Source organism: Sphingobium sp. FW306-1B-F04DB (assembly GCF_058781925.1).
On record NZ_JBYSXE010000002.1, the window covers coordinates 91749 to 108503 of the forward strand.

Below are 16755 nucleotides of genomic sequence, written 5' to 3' on the forward strand. Positions count from 1 at the left end.
CCGAACGGCGCCTTACCGCTTCGGCGGTGGCGGAACGTTCTCGATCCACCAGTCGAAGCGGGTGGCCCCAAGCCTGGCGTCCGCGCCAGGGATGAGCGAATTTTCGTCCAGCTTTACGCCAAAATAGCGCGCCTCGGGATCGGTGACGACCTTGTGCGGATCCTTGTCATATTCGAGCACCTGCGCGACGAGTTCGTCGAGATGGAATTTCTGGGGCCCGCCGATCTCGATCATCCCGTTCGCCGGCGGTGCGACCGCCGCCTCGACCACCGCGGCCGCCACATCCGACGCCGCCATCGGCTGAATGAAGGCGTGCGACAGATGCACGGCATCCGCCTGGATCGCGGATTGGCCGATCCCGCGAAGAAACTCCATGAACTGCGTCGCGCGAAGGAGCGTGTACGGGATCGGCCCGTTCTCGATCAGCTTTTCCTGCGCCAGCTTGGCGCGGAAATAGCCGCTGTCCTGGAGACGCTCGGTCCCCACGACCGATAGCGCGACATGGTGCGCCACGCCCGCAGCCGCCTCGGCCTCGATCAGGTTCTTGCCCGCCGTCTGGAAGAAATCCATGGCCGCCTTGTCCTCGAACGATGGCGAATTCGCGAGGTCGACGACAACCTGCGCGCCCGCGAGCGCTTCGGCCAGGCCTTCGCCGGTGATGGTGTTGACGCCGGTATTGGGGGCAGCCGCCAGTGCCTCATGCCCAAGCTTCGTCAGCCCGTCCACGACCTTCGAGCCGATAAGCCCGGTCCCGCCGATCACTACGATCTTCATGGTTTCGCCTTTCGCTGAGCTTTGCAAATCACTACACGCATCGCGTGCCGTTCGTGAGAGGCTATCCGGAGGCGGCGCGCCTTTCGAGAACCGAGACCTGCGAAAGCAAATGTACCAAGGGCGCAACCGTCCGAGTCGGCGGGCGGCGCGCGCAATCATCGTACATGCCGAGCGTCCTTTCTTGAACCTGCCGCACCGCGCCCGCCCTGCCTGGGTCGCGGCGGGCATCGCAAGCATGGCGGGCAGAGCGGTGTTATGAGACCTGTGCGCGGATAGGGCTGGACAGCGCGATACTTGGCTGATTCACTGTGTTTTCTGGATGGAGAGGACCGGTGATGGCCCATCGTTCTATTGGTCAGGAGCGACTTGGGTTCGCGACGCATTCGAGGCCGGCATCTTCGCTTGATGATCTCTTGGGTCTGATTGACTGGACCGCGATCGAAGGTGCGCTTGGGCCGGTTCATGCAAGTGCCCGGGGCGAGGCGGCATGGCCCCCGCTGGCGATGTTCAAGGCGCTGCTGTTGTCGGTCTGGTACGATCTGTCGGACGTGAGACTGGCTGAGGCGCTCGACGCTCGCGCGTCCTTTCGTCGGTTCTGCGGCTTTTCCAGTACCGAGCCGACGCCCGAGCGCACGGCATTTGTCCGCTTCCGCAAGGCGCTTTTGGCCAAGGGCCTGGACCGATTGCTGTTCGAGAAGGTCACCGATCAGCTCAAGGCGCGGGCGATCCGGGTCAAGACCGGCACCCTGGTCGATGCGACGATCATTGCGTCTGCCAGCGAAGGCGATGCGGACGCGCGCTGGGTCAAGCACAAGGGCAAGACGGCCGTCCACGGCTTCAAGGCGCATGTCGGGGCCGATGCCGACACCGCGCTGGTCGAAGAAATCGCGATCACGCCCGCCAACGTCAATGACGGCAGAGCGGGGCCTGAGGCGTTGCCCAAGGATCCCGGCGAGGTATTCGCCGACAGCGCCTATCGCGGAAGCCATTTCGGCAACGCCGTCCGCGCCAAGGGCGGAACGCCGCGCATCGTTGCCACCGGCATGTGGGGACGCGATGAACAGGAGGTGCTTGCGCGCCTTGAGGCCTGGAGCCAGCCCATCCATCGGGTGCGCGCGCGCATCGAGAAGATCTTTGGAACCTGGAAACGCAGCTATGGCTTACGCCGAATGCGATGGCGAGGCATCGCCAAAGCCGCCGCCCAGATCCACCTCACCGCCATCGCCTACAACCTGAAACGCACATTGAACATCGTGAGGCAGACCGGGTGAACATCGACCCAGCCGCCGACACGCCTGTTTCCACTCCGACCATCAAAGCCGAGCCCTAATCGGCCACCATGCACTCCACATTATCCTCATATATCAGTCAAAAAGCCTATCCGCGCACAGGTCTCCCCATACCAAAGGGCGCTGAGCTTGACTCACGTCAGGGATTCCCAAAGAGCTGAAATTCTGATTCGACGCTGCAAGCGGATGGAGGCTTGACTACAGATCGGCGGATTTGCGCCGATTTGCACGGCAATGTGGCGATGCGGACCAGGTTCGCCGGCTGTTGGCCGTGGCGCTGATCCTGGGCGGCGGCAGCAGGAGCGAGGCAGCCAAGGTTGCCGGTGTGACGTTGCAGATCGTGTGCGACTGGGTCCTGCGCTTCAACGAAGAGGCCCCTGACGGTCTGGCGACGCGCAAGGCGCCTGGGCGGGCGTCGATCCTGAACGACGAGCAGCGCGCCCGGCTCGCGGAAATCGTCGAGGCCGGGCCAATCCCGGCGGCGCATGGGGTCGTGCGCTGGCGGCTTGCCGATCTCGCCCAGTGGATATACGATCGCTCAGCTCCCCGCTGCCGTCTTGCGATAGTCGAGCGGTGGAGAGCGATCGCCGACCATCGGCTTGTAAACGAAGTCCGCGCCGCGGGTCTTTTCGAACTCTGCCTTTGCGGCCGCGATGCTTTCGGGTGAACGGAACAGCTCGGCCGCCGTCAGCGCCATCGCCTTGGCGGCGACCACGCCGCCCTTCATGCCCCGGCTCGATCCGCTGGCGGCGACAGCTTGCCAGCTATGCGCGGGCGTGCCGGGGACCCAAACCGCAGTCGAAAGACCGACGGTTGGCACCGCCCAACTCACATCGGCCACGTCGGTCGATCCGCCTCCGGCCTCGCCGATCTTCATCAGCTCGACCTCGGTGGCGCTGGCCAGCGCCTTGCTTGTGGTCAGCGTCTTGTAGAGTCCTTCCGAAAAGCTCTGTTCGGCCGGTGTGAAGCTGGGCCATGAGATTGCGCGGAGGTTGCGGTCCACGATTTGCGCGAGCGTTGTGTTGGGCAGCATCGAATACACGCCCCCCGTCGCCTCGAAGCTGACGGTGGTGCCCGTCGCGATCGCCGCGCCTTCGGCGGCCTTCTTTACGCGCTCCATCACGCTGATCACGACCTCGGGATCGGCATGACGGACATAGTAATAGGCTTCGGCCGCCTCGGGCACGACATTGGGCGCCTTGCCGCCATCGGTGATGACATAATGGATGCGTGTGCCGTCGGGGATGTGTTCGCGCAGCGCATTGACCGCGACGTTCATCACCTCGACGCCATCGAGCGCCGAAAGTCCCTTTTCGGGGGCCGCCGCCGCGTGCGATGCCACGCCCTTGAAGCGGAACTTGCCGCTGACATTGGCGAGGCTGCGCCCCTGGCTCGCGCTGTTCCGATCGCCCGGATGCCAGTGGAGTGCGACGTCGACATCGTTGAACAGACCGGCGCGGACTAGATACACCTTGCCCGAGCCGCCCTCCTCGGCGGGCGCGCCATAGACACGGATCTCGCCCTTGACGTCATTGGCCTCCATCCAGCGGCGGACCGCGATGGCCGAGCTTACTGAGACGGCGCCAAACACATTGTGACCGCAGGCGTGACCCGCTTCCTGACCTACGATGGCGGAACGCTCGGGCACGGAATGCTGCGCCATACCGGGCAGTGCGTCATATTCGGCGAGCACGCCGATCACGGGCCCGCTGCCGCGGCGGTAGCGCGCGACAAAGGCGGTGGGCATACCCGCAACGCCCGCCTCGATCGTGAAGCCCGCCGCCTTCAGCCGCGCCTGGAGCAGCGCGCTGCTCTGGGTTTCCTGATAGCCGACCTCCGCGAGCTTCCAGATCTGGAGTGCGGTGTCGGCGAGTTGCCCCGCGTCGCGATCGACCAGCGCGTTGATCGCGGCGCTTTCCGCATCGGCAAGCCCCCCGGCCTGCGCAGCACCACCGAAAGCCAGCGCGGCCACCGCACCCAGCGAAAACGCAACGCAACTCCGCATTCTCATTCTCCTATTTCACGCCTTGAGCAAGCGCGTCGGGACGGCGGCTGTCCGCCGCACCCAGGAACAGATCGCCCTCGATCATGATCGATTGCGTGCTGCCCATCGTGTTGGACGTCTTGACCTTGTGCCCCTTTGCCTCAAGCAGCGGAACGAGGTCGGGCGAGAAGCCTTCTTCGAGCTCCAGCGGCGCCTCAGGACCACCCTGGTTGATCCGCGGACGCTGTGCGGCCTCGGCGACGTTGAGGCCGTGGTCCATTACATTGACGAGCAACTGGACCATCGTCGCGGTGATATAGCCGCCGCCGGGTGTGCCCGTGACGAGCCAGGGCTTGTCGTCCTTGAACACGATCAGCGGCGTGATCGTCGAACCGACGCGCTTGTTGGGCGCGGGCCGCGTCGCCTTGCGCGCTTCGTCGGTGCTGCCCCATGCAAGGTTGCCGAGCGAGTTGTTGAGCAGGAAGCCCGTGCCCGGCGCGACGACATGCGCTCCATAGGACGCGCTCAGCGTGTAGGTGTTGCTGACCGCATTCCCCTCGGCATCCGCCACCGAGTAATGCGTCGTGTCGGGGCTTTCGTGCGGGTAAGGATTGCCCTCGGGCAGCGTCTTGCCGTCGAGCGAACGCTCGAGGCTGATGAGCTTGCCGCGTTCCTGGGCATAGGCCTTGCTCGCGAGCCCCGCGGTCGGCGTCTTCCAGTCGGGCCCGCCACCGACGAAGCGGCGGTCGGACCACGCGATCTTCATCGCTTCCGAGATCAGATGGAGGCTCGCGACGCTGCCCCAGCGATAGTCCTTCATCGGCCAGCGCTCGAGCATGTTCATCGCCTGCGCGACGGTGATTCCCGAGGCGGTCGGCGGCATATACGCGATCTTCTGTCCGCGATAGCTCGACCAGACCGGCTCGCTGGCGATGGCCTTGTAATCCGCCAGATCCTGCGCATCGATCACGCCGCCGTTGGACTTCATTGCCGCCGCTACGCGTTCGGCGATCTTGCCGCGATAGAAGGCGTCGGCGCCGCCGTCGCGTATCTGCGTCAGGCTCCATACGAGATCGGGCTGGCGGAAGACCTCGCCGGGCCGATAGGCGCTGCCATCGTCCTTGAAGAAGGCGCGCGTCGCGCCCGGATCGTCAGCCATCGCGGATTTGCGCGCCGCGGTCGCCTGCGCCTCATCGTCGCTCATCACCACGCCCTTGCGCGCGAGGTCGATCGCGGGCTGGACGAGCTTCTTCCAGGGCAGTCGCCCGAAACGCTGATGCGCCTCCCACAGTCCCGCGACGGTGCCCGGAATCGCAACGCCCTTGAACGAGGCGTCCTTCTCCTTGTCCATCTTGCCGTCAGCGCCGAGCAACAGGTCGGGCGTCGTGTTGCGCGAGGCCTGGCCGTAATAGTCGATCGCGATCGTGGCCGCGGGTCGGTCCTTCGTAGCCACCATATGGATCAGCATATAGCCGCCGCCGCCGATATTGCCCGCACGCGGCAGCGTCACCGCCTCGGCGAAGCCTACCGCGACCGCGGCGTCGACGGCATTGCCGCCTTGCCGGAGGATCGCGGTGCCGACGCGCGTGGCGATCTCGTTCTGGCTCACGACCATCCCGCCGCGCCCGATCTCGGGATGGTGGATCTGGCCATAGCCTACGATGTCGCCGCCGCTCGGCCCCGTCCGCGCCGCGGAGGGGGCCGTCACCTCCTGTGCGGAGGCGGCGATCGGCTGGAGCGCGACCGCGCCGAGCAGCGCGCCCAGCGCCGCGGTCTTCATCCAATGGTTTCGCATCGGCGCGGCCCGATCAAAAGGCCGCGCGCATGCTGGCGTACCAGTAGCGGGCATAGGGGTTGTAGAGGCTGCCCAGATAGCCTTCCGAGCTCAGAGGCGGCTTGCTGTCGGTCAGGTTACGCACGCCGACGCGCAGGCGGTAGCGGCCCTGGCGCTCGTTGCCGATCTCGACCTGGCCATAGAGGTTGAAAGTCAGCGTGTCGTCGATCACCCAACGGTTTCCGACCGCGTCGACCAGCCCGGTGTCCTCGACCGATCCCGTATACTGGGTGAACGCCCCGATCTGGAACTGCTCGTAGCTCCAGGTGAGCGAGCCCGATGCCTTCCAGCGCGGCTTGCCGTTGCGACGAACGAGATCGCCCTGTTCGGCGATGATCGTGCCGGCATTGATCGTTCCCGCCGCACGCGCGTCGAGCAGCGCCTGGATTCCCGCCGAGGGGCTCAGGAAGAACTTGTCGAGATACGCCCCGTTGAGGTTGAGCGAGAAATTGCCGATCGCGGTCTCGGGCAATTGCCAGTTGAAGCCGAGGTCGATGCCCGCTGCTTCCTGCGGCAGCAGGTTCACATATTGATCGCGCACGAAGAGGACGCGGCCAACAGGGGCGATGCCCGTGCCCGCAAACAACGCCTCGTCATCGGCGGTGGGCGCTGCACGGACTACATTGGGATCGCTGTTCCCGCCCACACGCAGCATATAGTCGTTGATCAGCGCATTGCCCTCGCCGAACAGGCCGACAATGCCCTTTTGCTTGATGTTCCAGTAATCGGCGGTGATCACGATCCGCCCGATGGTATCGTCAAGGAAATGCGGCTCCAGAACGATGCCCGCGGTCCAGGCGCGCGAGGTCTCGGGCTTCAGATTCGGGTTGCCCGAGCGCTGCGCGGTGGTTGCGAAAGCCTGGCTGCACTGAGTGAAATTGGCGATCTCCCCTTTGCGCAACTGCGCCTCACAGCGGACATAGTCGGTGCGTGTGTTGGAACGCGTGACGACGGTCGCGTTGATCTGCTCGAGATTGGGCGCCTTGAAACCCTCGGCATAGGAGCCGCGGAAGCGGATGCCGTCGATCACGTCCCAAGCCGCGGCGACCTTGGGCTTCGCCACCGAACCGACGTCGCTGTAATGCTCGAAGCGCCCCGCGATCTGGAGCTCGGCCTTGTAGACGAGCGGTATCTCCATCTCGGGCGAGACGAGCGGCACGGCGAGCTCGGCATAGGCGCCCAGCACATTGCGGCTGCCGCTGGTATCGGGCGACGGGCTGGTGCCGACCAGGTCGCTCTGATTGACGAAGCCGGACACCATGTCGCGGAACTGGATCGTGCCATCGACACGATCGTCGCGATCGTCGAGCTGTGTCTCGCGACGCACTTCGACGCCGAAGGCGACGCCGACATCGCCGCCGGGCAGCGCGAGCAGATCGTTCTTGCTACCCTTGAGATCCCCCAGCGCAAGTGTCGTCTTGCTGAAACGCGTCGTCTTGATGCGGATCGCGTCGATCGCCGCCTGACTGCTCAGCGTCAGGTCCGCCGCGCTGGGGTTGGCGAGGTTGCCGCCGTTGAACGGGTTATAAGCGTCGGGCGTGGGGAGCGCGAGCTGCTGCTGGAGCAAAGTCTGGCTGATGCCGTCAGAGCGGTCGCGCACCGACGCTTCTGAATAGAGCGCGGCGCTTTCCCAGTCGAAGCCCAGCGCCTCGAAACGCAGCCCCGCGAGCACGCGGAACTGCTCGTTCTTCACCTTGACCAGATTGGGGCCGACGTCCGCGAAATTATAGCTGCTGAGCGTCACCGCCCGCCCCGCCGCGGGCACGTTGACGAGGCCCGGCAGACGGTTGGGATTGGGCTGACCGTTGGGCAGCGTCATCGCGCCGAAGGGATTCCAGTAGTTGCTCGCCGGGATCACCAGCGGGCCCGAGCTTAACGTACCTGTGGAGGACTGGATGCTGCTCGATTTCGCCAGATAATAGCCCGCCTCACCGAACAGCTCGATGCCCTCGGCCAGTTCGTACTTGCCGTTGAGGAACAGGTTGGTGCGGCGCACTTCAGGCATCACGCTAGTGTTGAAGGCCAGCGGCGCGTCGAAGCGCAGGTTGCGATCCGCGGCGGCGGTGTTGGTGCCGTCGTCGATGCACAGGCCGTTGCGCAGCCCGGTCACAGCATTGGTCTGGCAACCCGCATTGGTCTGCGGCTGGATGTGGAACTGGCCGGATGCGTTGGTAAGCCGGGTCGCCCCCTGGCTGACGACGACATTGCCAACGGTCTGGAACGAGCCCCAGGGCGTGATCGTGCTGCGACCGTCGAGCGAAGTGGCGTCCTGAAATTCGGTGCCCACGAACAGGGGGCGCTTGTCGGCGGAAGCCGTGAAGTCCTGATTGGCAGCCTCGAGCGCGGTGCGCCGATCATGGCTTGCGAACAGCGTGACGCTGCCGCGCCCGCCACCGAACTTCGTGCCCGCGAGCAGGTTCAGGTTGACCTCTTCGAGGTTGGTGTCCTCGGCATAGCCGACCTGTCCCTCGACGGTGACGCCCTCATAATCGGTGCGCAGCACGGTGTTCACCACGCCGGCGACCGCATCAGAGCCGTAGATCGCCGCGGCGCCATCGCGCAGCACCTCGAGCCGCTCGAGCCCGAAGACCGGGATTGCGTTGGTGTTGTAGGTCAGCACAGGAACGAGATTGTCGTCCGCGCGGCTGGTGGGGTGCTGAACGACGCGGCGGCCGTTGAGCAGCACCAGCGTGTTGCCGACACCCAGGTTGCGCAGGTTGACCGAGCCGACGTCGCCGCGTGCGGCGTTTGAGCTGTTGGGAAGATAGGAGCTGTTGAAGCTGACATCGCCCATCTGCGGGACCGACCGGAACAGTTCGTCGCCCGAAACCGCGCCGGTGGCCGCGATCTGCTCGGCGCCCACGACGGTGACGGGCAGCGCGTCGGTGATCTTGCTGCCGCGGATCTGCGAACCGACGACGACGATCTCGGCGGCTTCCTCCTCAGCCTCGGGTGCGGGAAGCGCAGCGGGCGCCACGTCCGACTGCTGCCCCCCCTGGGGTGCCGCCGCGGCATAGGCGGTGGGTGTCACGCGCGCCGCAACCGCCGGCCCTTTCGCGAACACGCGGATGAGGCGGCCATCGACGATGCGGTAGCTGAAGTTGCTGTTGGCCAGTGCGGCGCTCAGCAACTGGTTGGCGGTATAATTGCCCTTCAGCTTGGGTGCGCGCGCCTGGGTGATCGCCTTTTCGGTGAAGAGCAACTGCATGCCGGTCTGGCGTGAAATGTCGAAAAGCGTTGCGCCAAGCGTCTGTGCGGGAAGGTCGATCGTGTAGACCGCATCCCGGGCCTCGGCCGATATGGCGATCGACGACAACGCGCCAGCAAGCAACATGTACCGATATTTCATTGAGCCCCCTTCACCACGACATGTTTTGTCCTGTTTGAGGGGTAAGACGTATGCAATGGGCAAAAGCGAACCGTTGCGCGTCGAATTTCTTTCAGGATTGTGACGCGACGAAATTTGCGGGTTCGCATTTTGCCGCGTGATCCGTCTATGTGTGGCGGAACAATGGGCTCGCGCGGGTATCTGGTAAGGGGCAATGAGCGGAAACGCGCTTTCGATCAGAGAGGAAGGGGGCGCCGATTCGATCGATGCCGAACGGCTCGGCGTCTATCGCGCTGCGCTCAAGGCATTCGTGTCGCGTCGCCTGCGCGATCCCGACGAGGTCGAGGACCTTGTCCAGGAAGCCTGTGCGCGGCTGATCGCGACCGCGCAGGACCGGCAGGTGCAGGAACCGCAGGCCTATCTCTTCCGCATCGCGTCCAATCTCATCACCGATCTGCATCGTCGCAAGAGCGCGCCGCTCGGCCAGCCGCTGCCGATCTCTGAGGCGATCGAGCCAATGGCCCCCGCCACGCAGGAACATGGCCGCCAGTTCGCCGATCTCCAGTTTCTGCTGACGGAAGCGCTCGCCGAATTGTCGCCGCGTTGCCGCGAGGTCTTCGTCCTGCGGCGTTTCGATGAACTCGACACGCCCGCGATCGCCGCGCAGCTCGGCATCAGCCCGCGCATGGTGCAGAAGCACCTCGCGCACGCGATGACGCATCTTTACGGGCGGCTCGGGTCGCTGATGCGGGGTGCGCGATGAACGGCGGCGCTGAACGCGATCGCACGCTGGGCGCACGTGCCGGCTTCGTCTTCGAGCGGATGTCCGAAGGGCGCATTGACGCAGTGCATCCCGAGGATCGCATGGAGGCAGAGGCCTTCTGGGATTGGCTTGGCACTTTCGATCGGCCCGATTTCGAGCCCGGCCGAAGCCAGCACCGCCCCATCTGGCGGCGTCCGCTGGCGTGGGCAGTTGCTGCCAGCATGGCGTTGATGCTGTCGGTGGGCGGCTACATCGCCGCGAAACCCGACCCGCTTGCCGGTCAGGTCTATGCGTCTGCGCGCGGCGAGCGACGGACGGTCGAACTCAATGACGGATCGGTGGTCAAGCTCGGCGGAGCGAGCCGGGTCGAAGTGCTTTACAGCGCGGGGGAACGACGGATCAGGCTCATCGAGGGTGAGGCCCTGTTCGACGTCGCGCATAATCGCCTCCGTCCCTTCATCGTCGCGGTGCCGCACGGCGAGATCAAGGCGGTCGGCACCGCCTTCGACGTGCGCCTCAACAAGCGTGACGCGCAGGTCACCGTCGTCGACGGGGTCGTCCGCATAGCGATGACTGCGGGCAACCAGGCGCGCGACGCGATCATGAAGGACGCGCGCAAGGGCGAGCAGATCCGCTTCGGCACGCGCAATGACGGTCGGGCCAATATCGGCTTCATCAGCGAAACCGACGATGTCGACATCCAGAGCGCGACCGCATGGACGCGCGGGCGGCTCTATTTCGACGGCGAGCCGCTCGAGGAGGTGATCGCCATCGTAAACCGCTATGCGCGCGAGCCCATCGAACTCACCGATTCTGGCCTTGCCGAGACTCCGATCTATGGTGTCTTCGACGAAGGCGACACCTCGGCGCTGCGCAAGCTGATGGACGAGCTATAGGCCGCGGTCGCGCCCCAGTTTCTCCAGCATCGAGATCAGCGCATCATAACGATCGATCACTGCATCGGCGCCGAGTTCCTCGACGGGCGGGGTTAGGAAGCCGAAGCTGACCGCGACTGAAGGAATGCCGGCATTTCTGGCGGCCATGATGTCGTAGGTCGAATCGCCCACGAATGCCGCGCTGCCGCCGCCGGCGCGTGCGATCATCTCATGGATCGGGGCGTCCACACACGGAAGTTCGTTCATCTGATCAACGCCGACCTGCTCGATTTCATCCGTGGCTGATTGTTCAGGCGATGGCATAATGCCGTCGTCCGGACGCACCTCATCAAGGGAGACAGAACATGACCAAGGAAACCTTCCTCATCACTGGCGTCTCCAACGGTATCGGTGCCGTCTATGCCGACCGGCTTGCCCGGCGCGGCCACGACCTCGTCCTTGTTGCGCGCAGCGGCGACAAGCTCGCAGCGCTTGCCGACCGTCTGCGCAGGGAAACCGGCGTATCGGTCGAGGTTCTCTCCGCCGATCTCGCCAAGGCCTACGATCTCGCCAGAGTCGAGGCACGGCTGAAGCACGGCGCCACGTCTGTATAAGCATCCACGAACGGGTGTGGAATTACGGTATCGTTCTGCCCCGTCAGCAGGGTGACCGGCACGGAGAGCGGAAGCAGCCGACCGCGCTCGGATCCGCCGCGCCAAAGCAACTCGTGAGAAACAGCGCTGAAGCGGTTATCGGGCGACGAGGATCTGCTGGTCGAGCCAGCGGTCAGCACCCGATTGCCCCTCGCTCAATAGTTTCTCGCGATACTCGGATTTGTGCCGCGACCACGCCGCCTGGCGCTCTGCCATCGTGCTCGCTCATTTCAACGATCGCGCATGCCATCGAGTGTCGACTCATCGCGCGCGGAAATCCTCAACGATGCCGCTTGTCCGAACCGATCCGCTACTGTCAGCGGGCGTTGACACGTCTTGGGCCGCGCTTGCCCCAGGAAGCGGCTCCTGCCGAGCAGCGGAACCGGATCGGCCACGCGCCGTTAACCATAGCATTTAAGTCACTCTTTAGCATCGCGTTCTACCTTGCCGTCGGACGCAGGAGGCTATGCATGTCGAAAGTAAGAATTGGGACTGGCCTCGGGCTCGCTGCAGCACTGCTTTGTGCGCCAGCCGTCGTTGCAGCGTCCGCCGATGGAGCTTCCATTGCGATCAGTGGCCGCGTTCCCACGGTTTGCCGGGTCAGCCTGACCAGCCAGTCGTTCGCGCTTCATCAGGGCGAGAATACGCTCGGCGACATGATCGAGCTCTGCAACAGCACCGATGGTTATAGGGTGACACTCAACCATCCGCGTGGCCTGAACAACGCCTGGGTCCTGCTCGACGGACAGCGCGTAGCCATTTCACCTGCCGCCACGCACACTGTCATTGTGGATAGTCCGCTGCCGGCCGATCGCCAGCGGCAATTGCGGCTGGTGCTGCCGCAACCGGTTAACGGGGATACGACGTTCAGCCTTGACGCCGAGGTCAAGGGCACCAGCTTCTAGCGCGCTGCCGGAAGGCGCGCGCCTCCGCTCAACGTGCGGTCCTGTGGGAAAGTTAGGCTCCCGAAGGCGAACATCCTTCTCCGCCCGCAAGGCCGAGCCGCGGCGAAAATGTCAGCGTGATGACATCGCTATAGGCGCCGGCGGGCGCGTGACCGAGATCCTTCGCGTCGAGTTCGACTTGCAGCGGATGGTTTCTCCCGCCAGGCGCCGGGGTGCGCTCGCACGAAAGCCGCGCTCGGTCGCCGATCGGGAACCCCGACAATTTCAGCGCATAGCGCAGCGCGAAATCGTCTTTGTCTGAACGCTTGAGGGCGCCGCGATCCATATCGACCCTGATGTCATAGGGAATGGTCGACTGGGCGGTGACGACTAGGCTTCGCACGGGCGCGCCGCTGCCGGGCTCGAGCGTGCCGAAGTCGATCCTTCCCCGACGGGTCCCCGCTGATCCGATGAAGGTCGCGATGCGTTCGGGCACCCTGAGGTCGACCGCGACTTGCGCGCCGGTCTGAGGCAGGGCATCGTCGATTTCCCCGCGCCCCGAATAGCAAGTGTAGCGCACGTCCAGCGGCTGATAATAGCTGCCCGCGGCAATCGCCTGCCCCGCAGGAATGCGGATGCGGAAGGTCTCGTTGGCGACGTCGCTCGAAGCACCTGCCTCGAATGCGATCAGCGCGCCGTTGGTTGCATTGGGCTGTTCGGCGCCCGACACGAACACGATCCGGCCCATGTCTTGGTTCCAGCGAATGTCGTAGGACGCGGGACTATCCCGCCCGAGACGCGCAGCGCCGAAGGTCGCGCCGGGATCGGCGAGAAGGATGCGGACCGCGGTCACGGCGGGATTGAGCCGCCGGGCGCGCAGCGTGAAGGTGCGCTCAACGGCCGCGGGATTGAAGGGATCATAGCTGAGGTTGAGTTCGGCCGCCGACACCCGGAACTCAGCGCATGTGGCGAGAGCGGCCTGCGGCGACGCGAGCGCCGCCACGGCAAGTGACGACAACAGTATCTGCTTCTTCATTTTTGACCCTCCGGCTTTAGTTCGCCGCCGCGGACGAGGCCGTCCGCCCCCGCTGGAACCTCGATCATGTAGATGGCGGTTCCCCCGCGCACGGGCATCTCGATGCGCCAGCGGCCGGGACGCAGGCCCTGCACCGCGAAGCGTCCCGCCTTGTTGGTGAACATCTGTACGGGTTCGCGCTCCGGCTTTGTTTCTTCATAGGCGAGGCCTGCCAACAGGCTGACGGGCGTGCCGTCAGCAGCGAACAACTGGCCCGTATAGGTCACGAAGTACTCGGAGCCGATGTGCACGAGGTGCCCCGAGCGATAGGGCGGGACGAACTGGAGCGCGCCCGTTCCGAGATCATAGCCGGCGGGCGCCGCAGGCCCGTCATAGGTCACCAGTCGCGGCGAATAGGCGCTGAGCTCGGACATCACCGCCCCGCCGAGCGTGCCGGACCTGGCGAGATATTCCTTGCCGCGCGGATCGAGATAGACGGCCGTCTTGCCCAGCGATGTGTGCGGCTTGACGATAGCGAAGCTGTCATAGATCGGCCGCGCGACCGCGATCTCGCCGCCCGCCAACGCCAGCGACGCGGCGGCGCGCAGCGACGTCCGCTGATCGACGATCCCGCCTCCGTTGGCGAAGGAGGTCAGATGCGCGGCGCCCAGCTCGGCGCGGTTCCCGGTCAGGTTGAAATTGGCATTGACGCCCGTCGAGTCCTCGAAGCGATCGAGATTGACCGAAGCGTTGTACGATCCGACGCCGGTGCCGCTCGATCGCTGATAGCTTAGGCGGCCGCGCTCGCGGCGCGTGTCTATCTCGGCCGAGCCGCTCGACGCGCGATTGAAGCGATAGGTAAGCGCCAGTCGAAGGCCGAAGCGCGACTCCTGGCGCCGATCCTCGTAGGACGCCTCGGCGGTGAAAAGCAGCCGCGGATTGGCGCGCCAGCCATAGGTGGCCCTGACCGACGACTGGTCGGGGTTGCTTCCGCGACCCACCGAGTAGAAGGCGTCTGTGCTCACATAATGATCGCGGCCAATGGTCTGCGAGTAGGTCGCGCCGAATTCATAGGCGAAGGGATTGTCGGCAACGAGCGCTCCGGGGGTGGCGAACTTGCGGCTGAGCGTCTGGAAGGACGCGGTCAGCGACCGGGCGCCCTGGTCGGCGGTTCCGAGCGACAATTCGTAACCGATGTTGAGCGCGTATCCGCTGCCGGTCCGGTCGTTCTTCGATCCCGCCAGATTGAAGGCCAGTGTGCCGACGGGCGCCGCCCAAATCACCTCGACGCCTGCCACCGCGCCCTTGTCGCTTGCCTGGAAGTTTCCGCCGGCGGTCAGCTCTTCGGACAGACCGCGCCGGTAAAAGCCCGAGGCGATCGGCGTGTTGGAATAATGGCGCCCATTGGCGCTGAACGGCGCCTCGACGCCCGCGAACAGGCCGAACTCGGAGAGGCCGGCCGCGAGCAGCGTACGATCGAAATTGATCGAGAAGGAGATGACATTCTCCCGGCCGCTATCGTCGCGAATGACCAGTCGAACGTCATTAGCGCCCTGCGCAAAGGGAAAATCGCCGATGTCATAGGTGCCGGGATTGAGCCGGGTCTGCTGCACCGACTGGCCATTGACGATGGTTTCGACGGTCGAGGGTCGGGTGAGCGTGAAGGATCGCTGGCCGCGCGGCTGGATGTTCCGCTGTGGCTCGAGGTCGGCATAGACGCGCACGATCGACGCACCCGCCATCGGGCTCGCACCCGAGAAGCCGCGCGAGATCGGTTCGAGGTCGCCGACCGAATAGCGCGCGGTACGCGCAAGGTCGTCGTAGACCAATCGCGTGCCTTCGCGCCTGAAGCGGTCCTGGATATTCGCCTCGTTCTCAAGAACGAAACCGTTCAGGCGAACAGCGCTGTCGAGCAGGATGTTGGGGGTCGAAAGGCCAGTGTTACCGCCCTTGTGGACATAGTCGACATTGGCGAACGCCGTGACATAGGCGGAGAAATCCTGGGGCTGCTCGACCGGCCCTATCACCGGCTCGTATCCACCTGACACGCTGATTGCCTGACGCGGCCGCACCTCGGGACCAAGCGACAACTTCAATCCGAAGTTGGAAGGATCATAGGTGATGCCAAGGCCAAGATCGGCCAGCTCGCGCGCCGAAATGTCCTCCCGATCGCCGATCGCCATCGCCAGTTGCTGCCACGCCGCGGGGGTCAGTGCACGCTGCAGCATCGGCAGCAGCATCTTCGCGTCGACAAGGATCTGGTCATCGGTGGTCAGGACGTAGGAAATGTCGCCAAGGATGAACCCGTTGTCGGAGAGTGGGCCTCCGAGCGATATGTTCCTGCCCGTCGTGTTCAGGCGTTCGGCCGGATTGGCGCCCGCCGGGGGCGCAGCGTCTGCATCGAGATTGTTCGCCCCGGCAAAGTCATCGGTGCCCGTTACCGGTGCGACCACGCGCGTATCGGCGGCCGCCGCGATCGCCGGATGCGACAGCACGAGACCACCGATGGCCAGGATACGCCGGGCGGACATGGTCTCAGAGGCTCTCGACCGGGGTCAGCTCGACCGACAGCGTGCCGGTCGCCTGCGGCAACTCCAGTTTGATCGGAAGGACCCGGCTCTGCCCCGAAGGAACAAGCCCCAGTCCCATGCGCTGCTGGATCTGCTCGGGCTCGAAGGTCTGGCGGAATATCTCCTCGCCATTGGGCGCGCGCTGGATGACGGTCATGCGGCTGTTGCCGACATAGCCATAGGTCTGGCCGTCATTCCCGACCGTCACGACGGGCTTGCCCCTGCCATTCTCGTCGGGACGGATCTGCGCATTGGTGACCTTCAGCGTTGCTTTCGCGTTTGCCGCGCCCACGCTGACAAGAACCTTGAACCGGTGGAGCACCTGGATCGCATTCTGGTTCTCGGGAAGTGCCACCGGGAGTTGCGAGACCGTCACATAGAAATGCTCGCTCTTCGTGGGCGCCGGATCTCCAACCCACTGTACGCGAAAGGCCTGGGTCTGGCCGCCGGCGACCGTGGTCTGTCCCGGAAATACGAGAAGATTCTCGGCCTCCTCGCCCTCGACTTCCTGCAACTCCCCGTTCACGATTCTGACCGGATGCGCAGTCACCTCGACCGGGAGGGTCTCTGCAAAGGTGTTCTGCAAGCTGATGACCGTGGAGGCACGGCGTCCTGACGACTGCAAGTCCACGACCACGGGTTGGACGTTCATGGCCAGACCCGGAGCGCTCGATGCCAGAAGCGCGAGACCGGCGACGATCAAGCCCGCCGACCGACGCACGAAACGCGGAACGATGATGTTCATTTCGATGCCTTGAGGCAGAAAGGACCGGACCGGCCCGCTGG

The 16755-nt window shown here is 64.8% G+C and carries 11 protein-coding genes and 3 pseudogenes; 6 read left to right on the forward strand and 8 right to left on the reverse strand.

All coding sequences use genetic code 11. The features are described from left to right. Positions 1-12: 12 nt before the first annotated feature. Positions 13-774, reverse strand: a complete 762-nt coding sequence (locus AC3WJD_RS02510; RefSeq protein WP_492744225.1) for an SDR family oxidoreductase — start codon at positions 772-774, stop codon at positions 13-15. 335 nt (positions 775-1109) lie between these two features. Here AC3WJD_RS02510 and AC3WJD_RS02515 point away from each other — a divergent pair, with 335 nt between their 5' ends. Beyond that, the gene (locus AC3WJD_RS02515) at positions 1110-2045 is read left to right on the forward strand and encodes an IS5 family transposase (protein ID WP_492744227.1); all 936 of its coding nucleotides are present in this window, start codon (positions 1110-1112) and stop codon (positions 2043-2045) included. A 232-nt stretch (positions 2046-2277) separates the two neighbouring features. Further along, positions 2278-2589: pseudogene (locus AC3WJD_RS02520) on the forward strand (helix-turn-helix domain-containing protein); the annotation flags it as partial. 12 nt (positions 2590-2601) lie between these two features. Here the strand turns inward: AC3WJD_RS02520 and AC3WJD_RS02525 are convergent. The 3 genes from AC3WJD_RS02525 to AC3WJD_RS02535 are packed head-to-tail and all read right to left on the reverse strand — an operon-like array spanning position 2602 to position 9230. Continuing rightward, positions 2602-4068 carry an amidohydrolase gene (locus AC3WJD_RS02525; RefSeq protein WP_492744229.1) on the reverse strand — a complete coding sequence of 489 codons (1467 nt, stop codon included), beginning with the start codon at positions 4066-4068 and terminating at the stop codon, positions 2602-2604. 10 nt (positions 4069-4078) lie between these two features. After that, positions 4079-5842 carry a gamma-glutamyltransferase gene (gene ggt / locus AC3WJD_RS02530; RefSeq protein ID WP_492744230.1) on the reverse strand — a complete coding sequence of 588 codons (1764 nt, stop codon included), beginning with the start codon at positions 5840-5842 and terminating at the stop codon, positions 4079-4081. A 13-nt stretch (positions 5843-5855) separates the two neighbouring features. Next, complete coding sequence (locus AC3WJD_RS02535) at positions 5856-9230, reverse strand: TonB-dependent receptor (protein ID WP_492744232.1); 3375 nt, start codon at positions 9228-9230, stop codon at positions 5856-5858. A gap of 193 nt (positions 9231-9423) precedes the next feature. Between AC3WJD_RS02535 and AC3WJD_RS02540 the strand changes: the two genes are divergently transcribed. Both AC3WJD_RS02540 and AC3WJD_RS02545 read left to right on the forward strand, forming a co-directional pair. Further along, positions 9424-9972 carry an RNA polymerase sigma factor gene (locus AC3WJD_RS02540; RefSeq protein ID WP_492744233.1) on the forward strand — a complete coding sequence of 183 codons (549 nt, stop codon included), beginning with the start codon at positions 9424-9426 and terminating at the stop codon, positions 9970-9972. Beyond that, entirely contained in the window at positions 9969-10868 is a 900-nt protein-coding gene (locus AC3WJD_RS02545; RefSeq protein WP_492744234.1) for a FecR family protein, read from the forward strand. The genes AC3WJD_RS02540 and AC3WJD_RS02545 overlap by 4 nt, the downstream gene beginning before the upstream one ends. Here AC3WJD_RS02545 and AC3WJD_RS02550 read toward each other — a convergent pair. Next, a pseudogene (locus AC3WJD_RS02550) lies at positions 10863-11090 on the reverse strand (HAD hydrolase-like protein); the annotation flags it as partial. The gene AC3WJD_RS02545 and the pseudogene AC3WJD_RS02550 sit on opposite strands and share 6 nt — an antisense overlap. A gap of 122 nt (positions 11091-11212) precedes the next feature. On the opposite strand from AC3WJD_RS02550, the pseudogene AC3WJD_RS02555 reads away from it, so the two are divergent. Further along, positions 11213-11440, forward strand: a pseudogene (locus AC3WJD_RS02555) (SDR family NAD(P)-dependent oxidoreductase); the annotation flags it as partial. A 530-nt stretch (positions 11441-11970) separates the two neighbouring features. Then, positions 11971-12405, forward strand: coding sequence for a hypothetical protein (locus tag AC3WJD_RS02560; protein ID WP_492744236.1), 435 nt, complete (start codon positions 11971-11973; stop codon positions 12403-12405). Positions 12406-12457: 52 nt separating this feature from the next. Here the strand turns inward: AC3WJD_RS02560 and AC3WJD_RS02565 are convergent, their stop codons facing one another. The 3 genes from AC3WJD_RS02565 to AC3WJD_RS02575 form a co-directional block, all read right to left on the reverse strand. After that, a complete protein-coding gene (locus AC3WJD_RS02565) occupies positions 12458-13420 on the reverse strand; it encodes a hypothetical protein (protein ID WP_492744237.1) in 963 nt (320 codons plus the stop codon). After that, positions 13417-15930, reverse strand: a complete 2514-nt coding sequence (locus tag AC3WJD_RS02570; RefSeq protein ID WP_492744239.1) for a fimbria/pilus outer membrane usher protein — start codon at positions 15928-15930, stop codon at positions 13417-13419. Before AC3WJD_RS02570 ends, AC3WJD_RS02565 begins: the two co-directional genes overlap by 4 nt. A 4-nt stretch (positions 15931-15934) precedes the next feature. After that, a partial coding sequence (locus AC3WJD_RS02575) for a fimbria/pilus periplasmic chaperone (RefSeq protein ID WP_492744241.1) occupies positions 15935-16755 on the reverse strand: 821 nt, incomplete at its 5' end.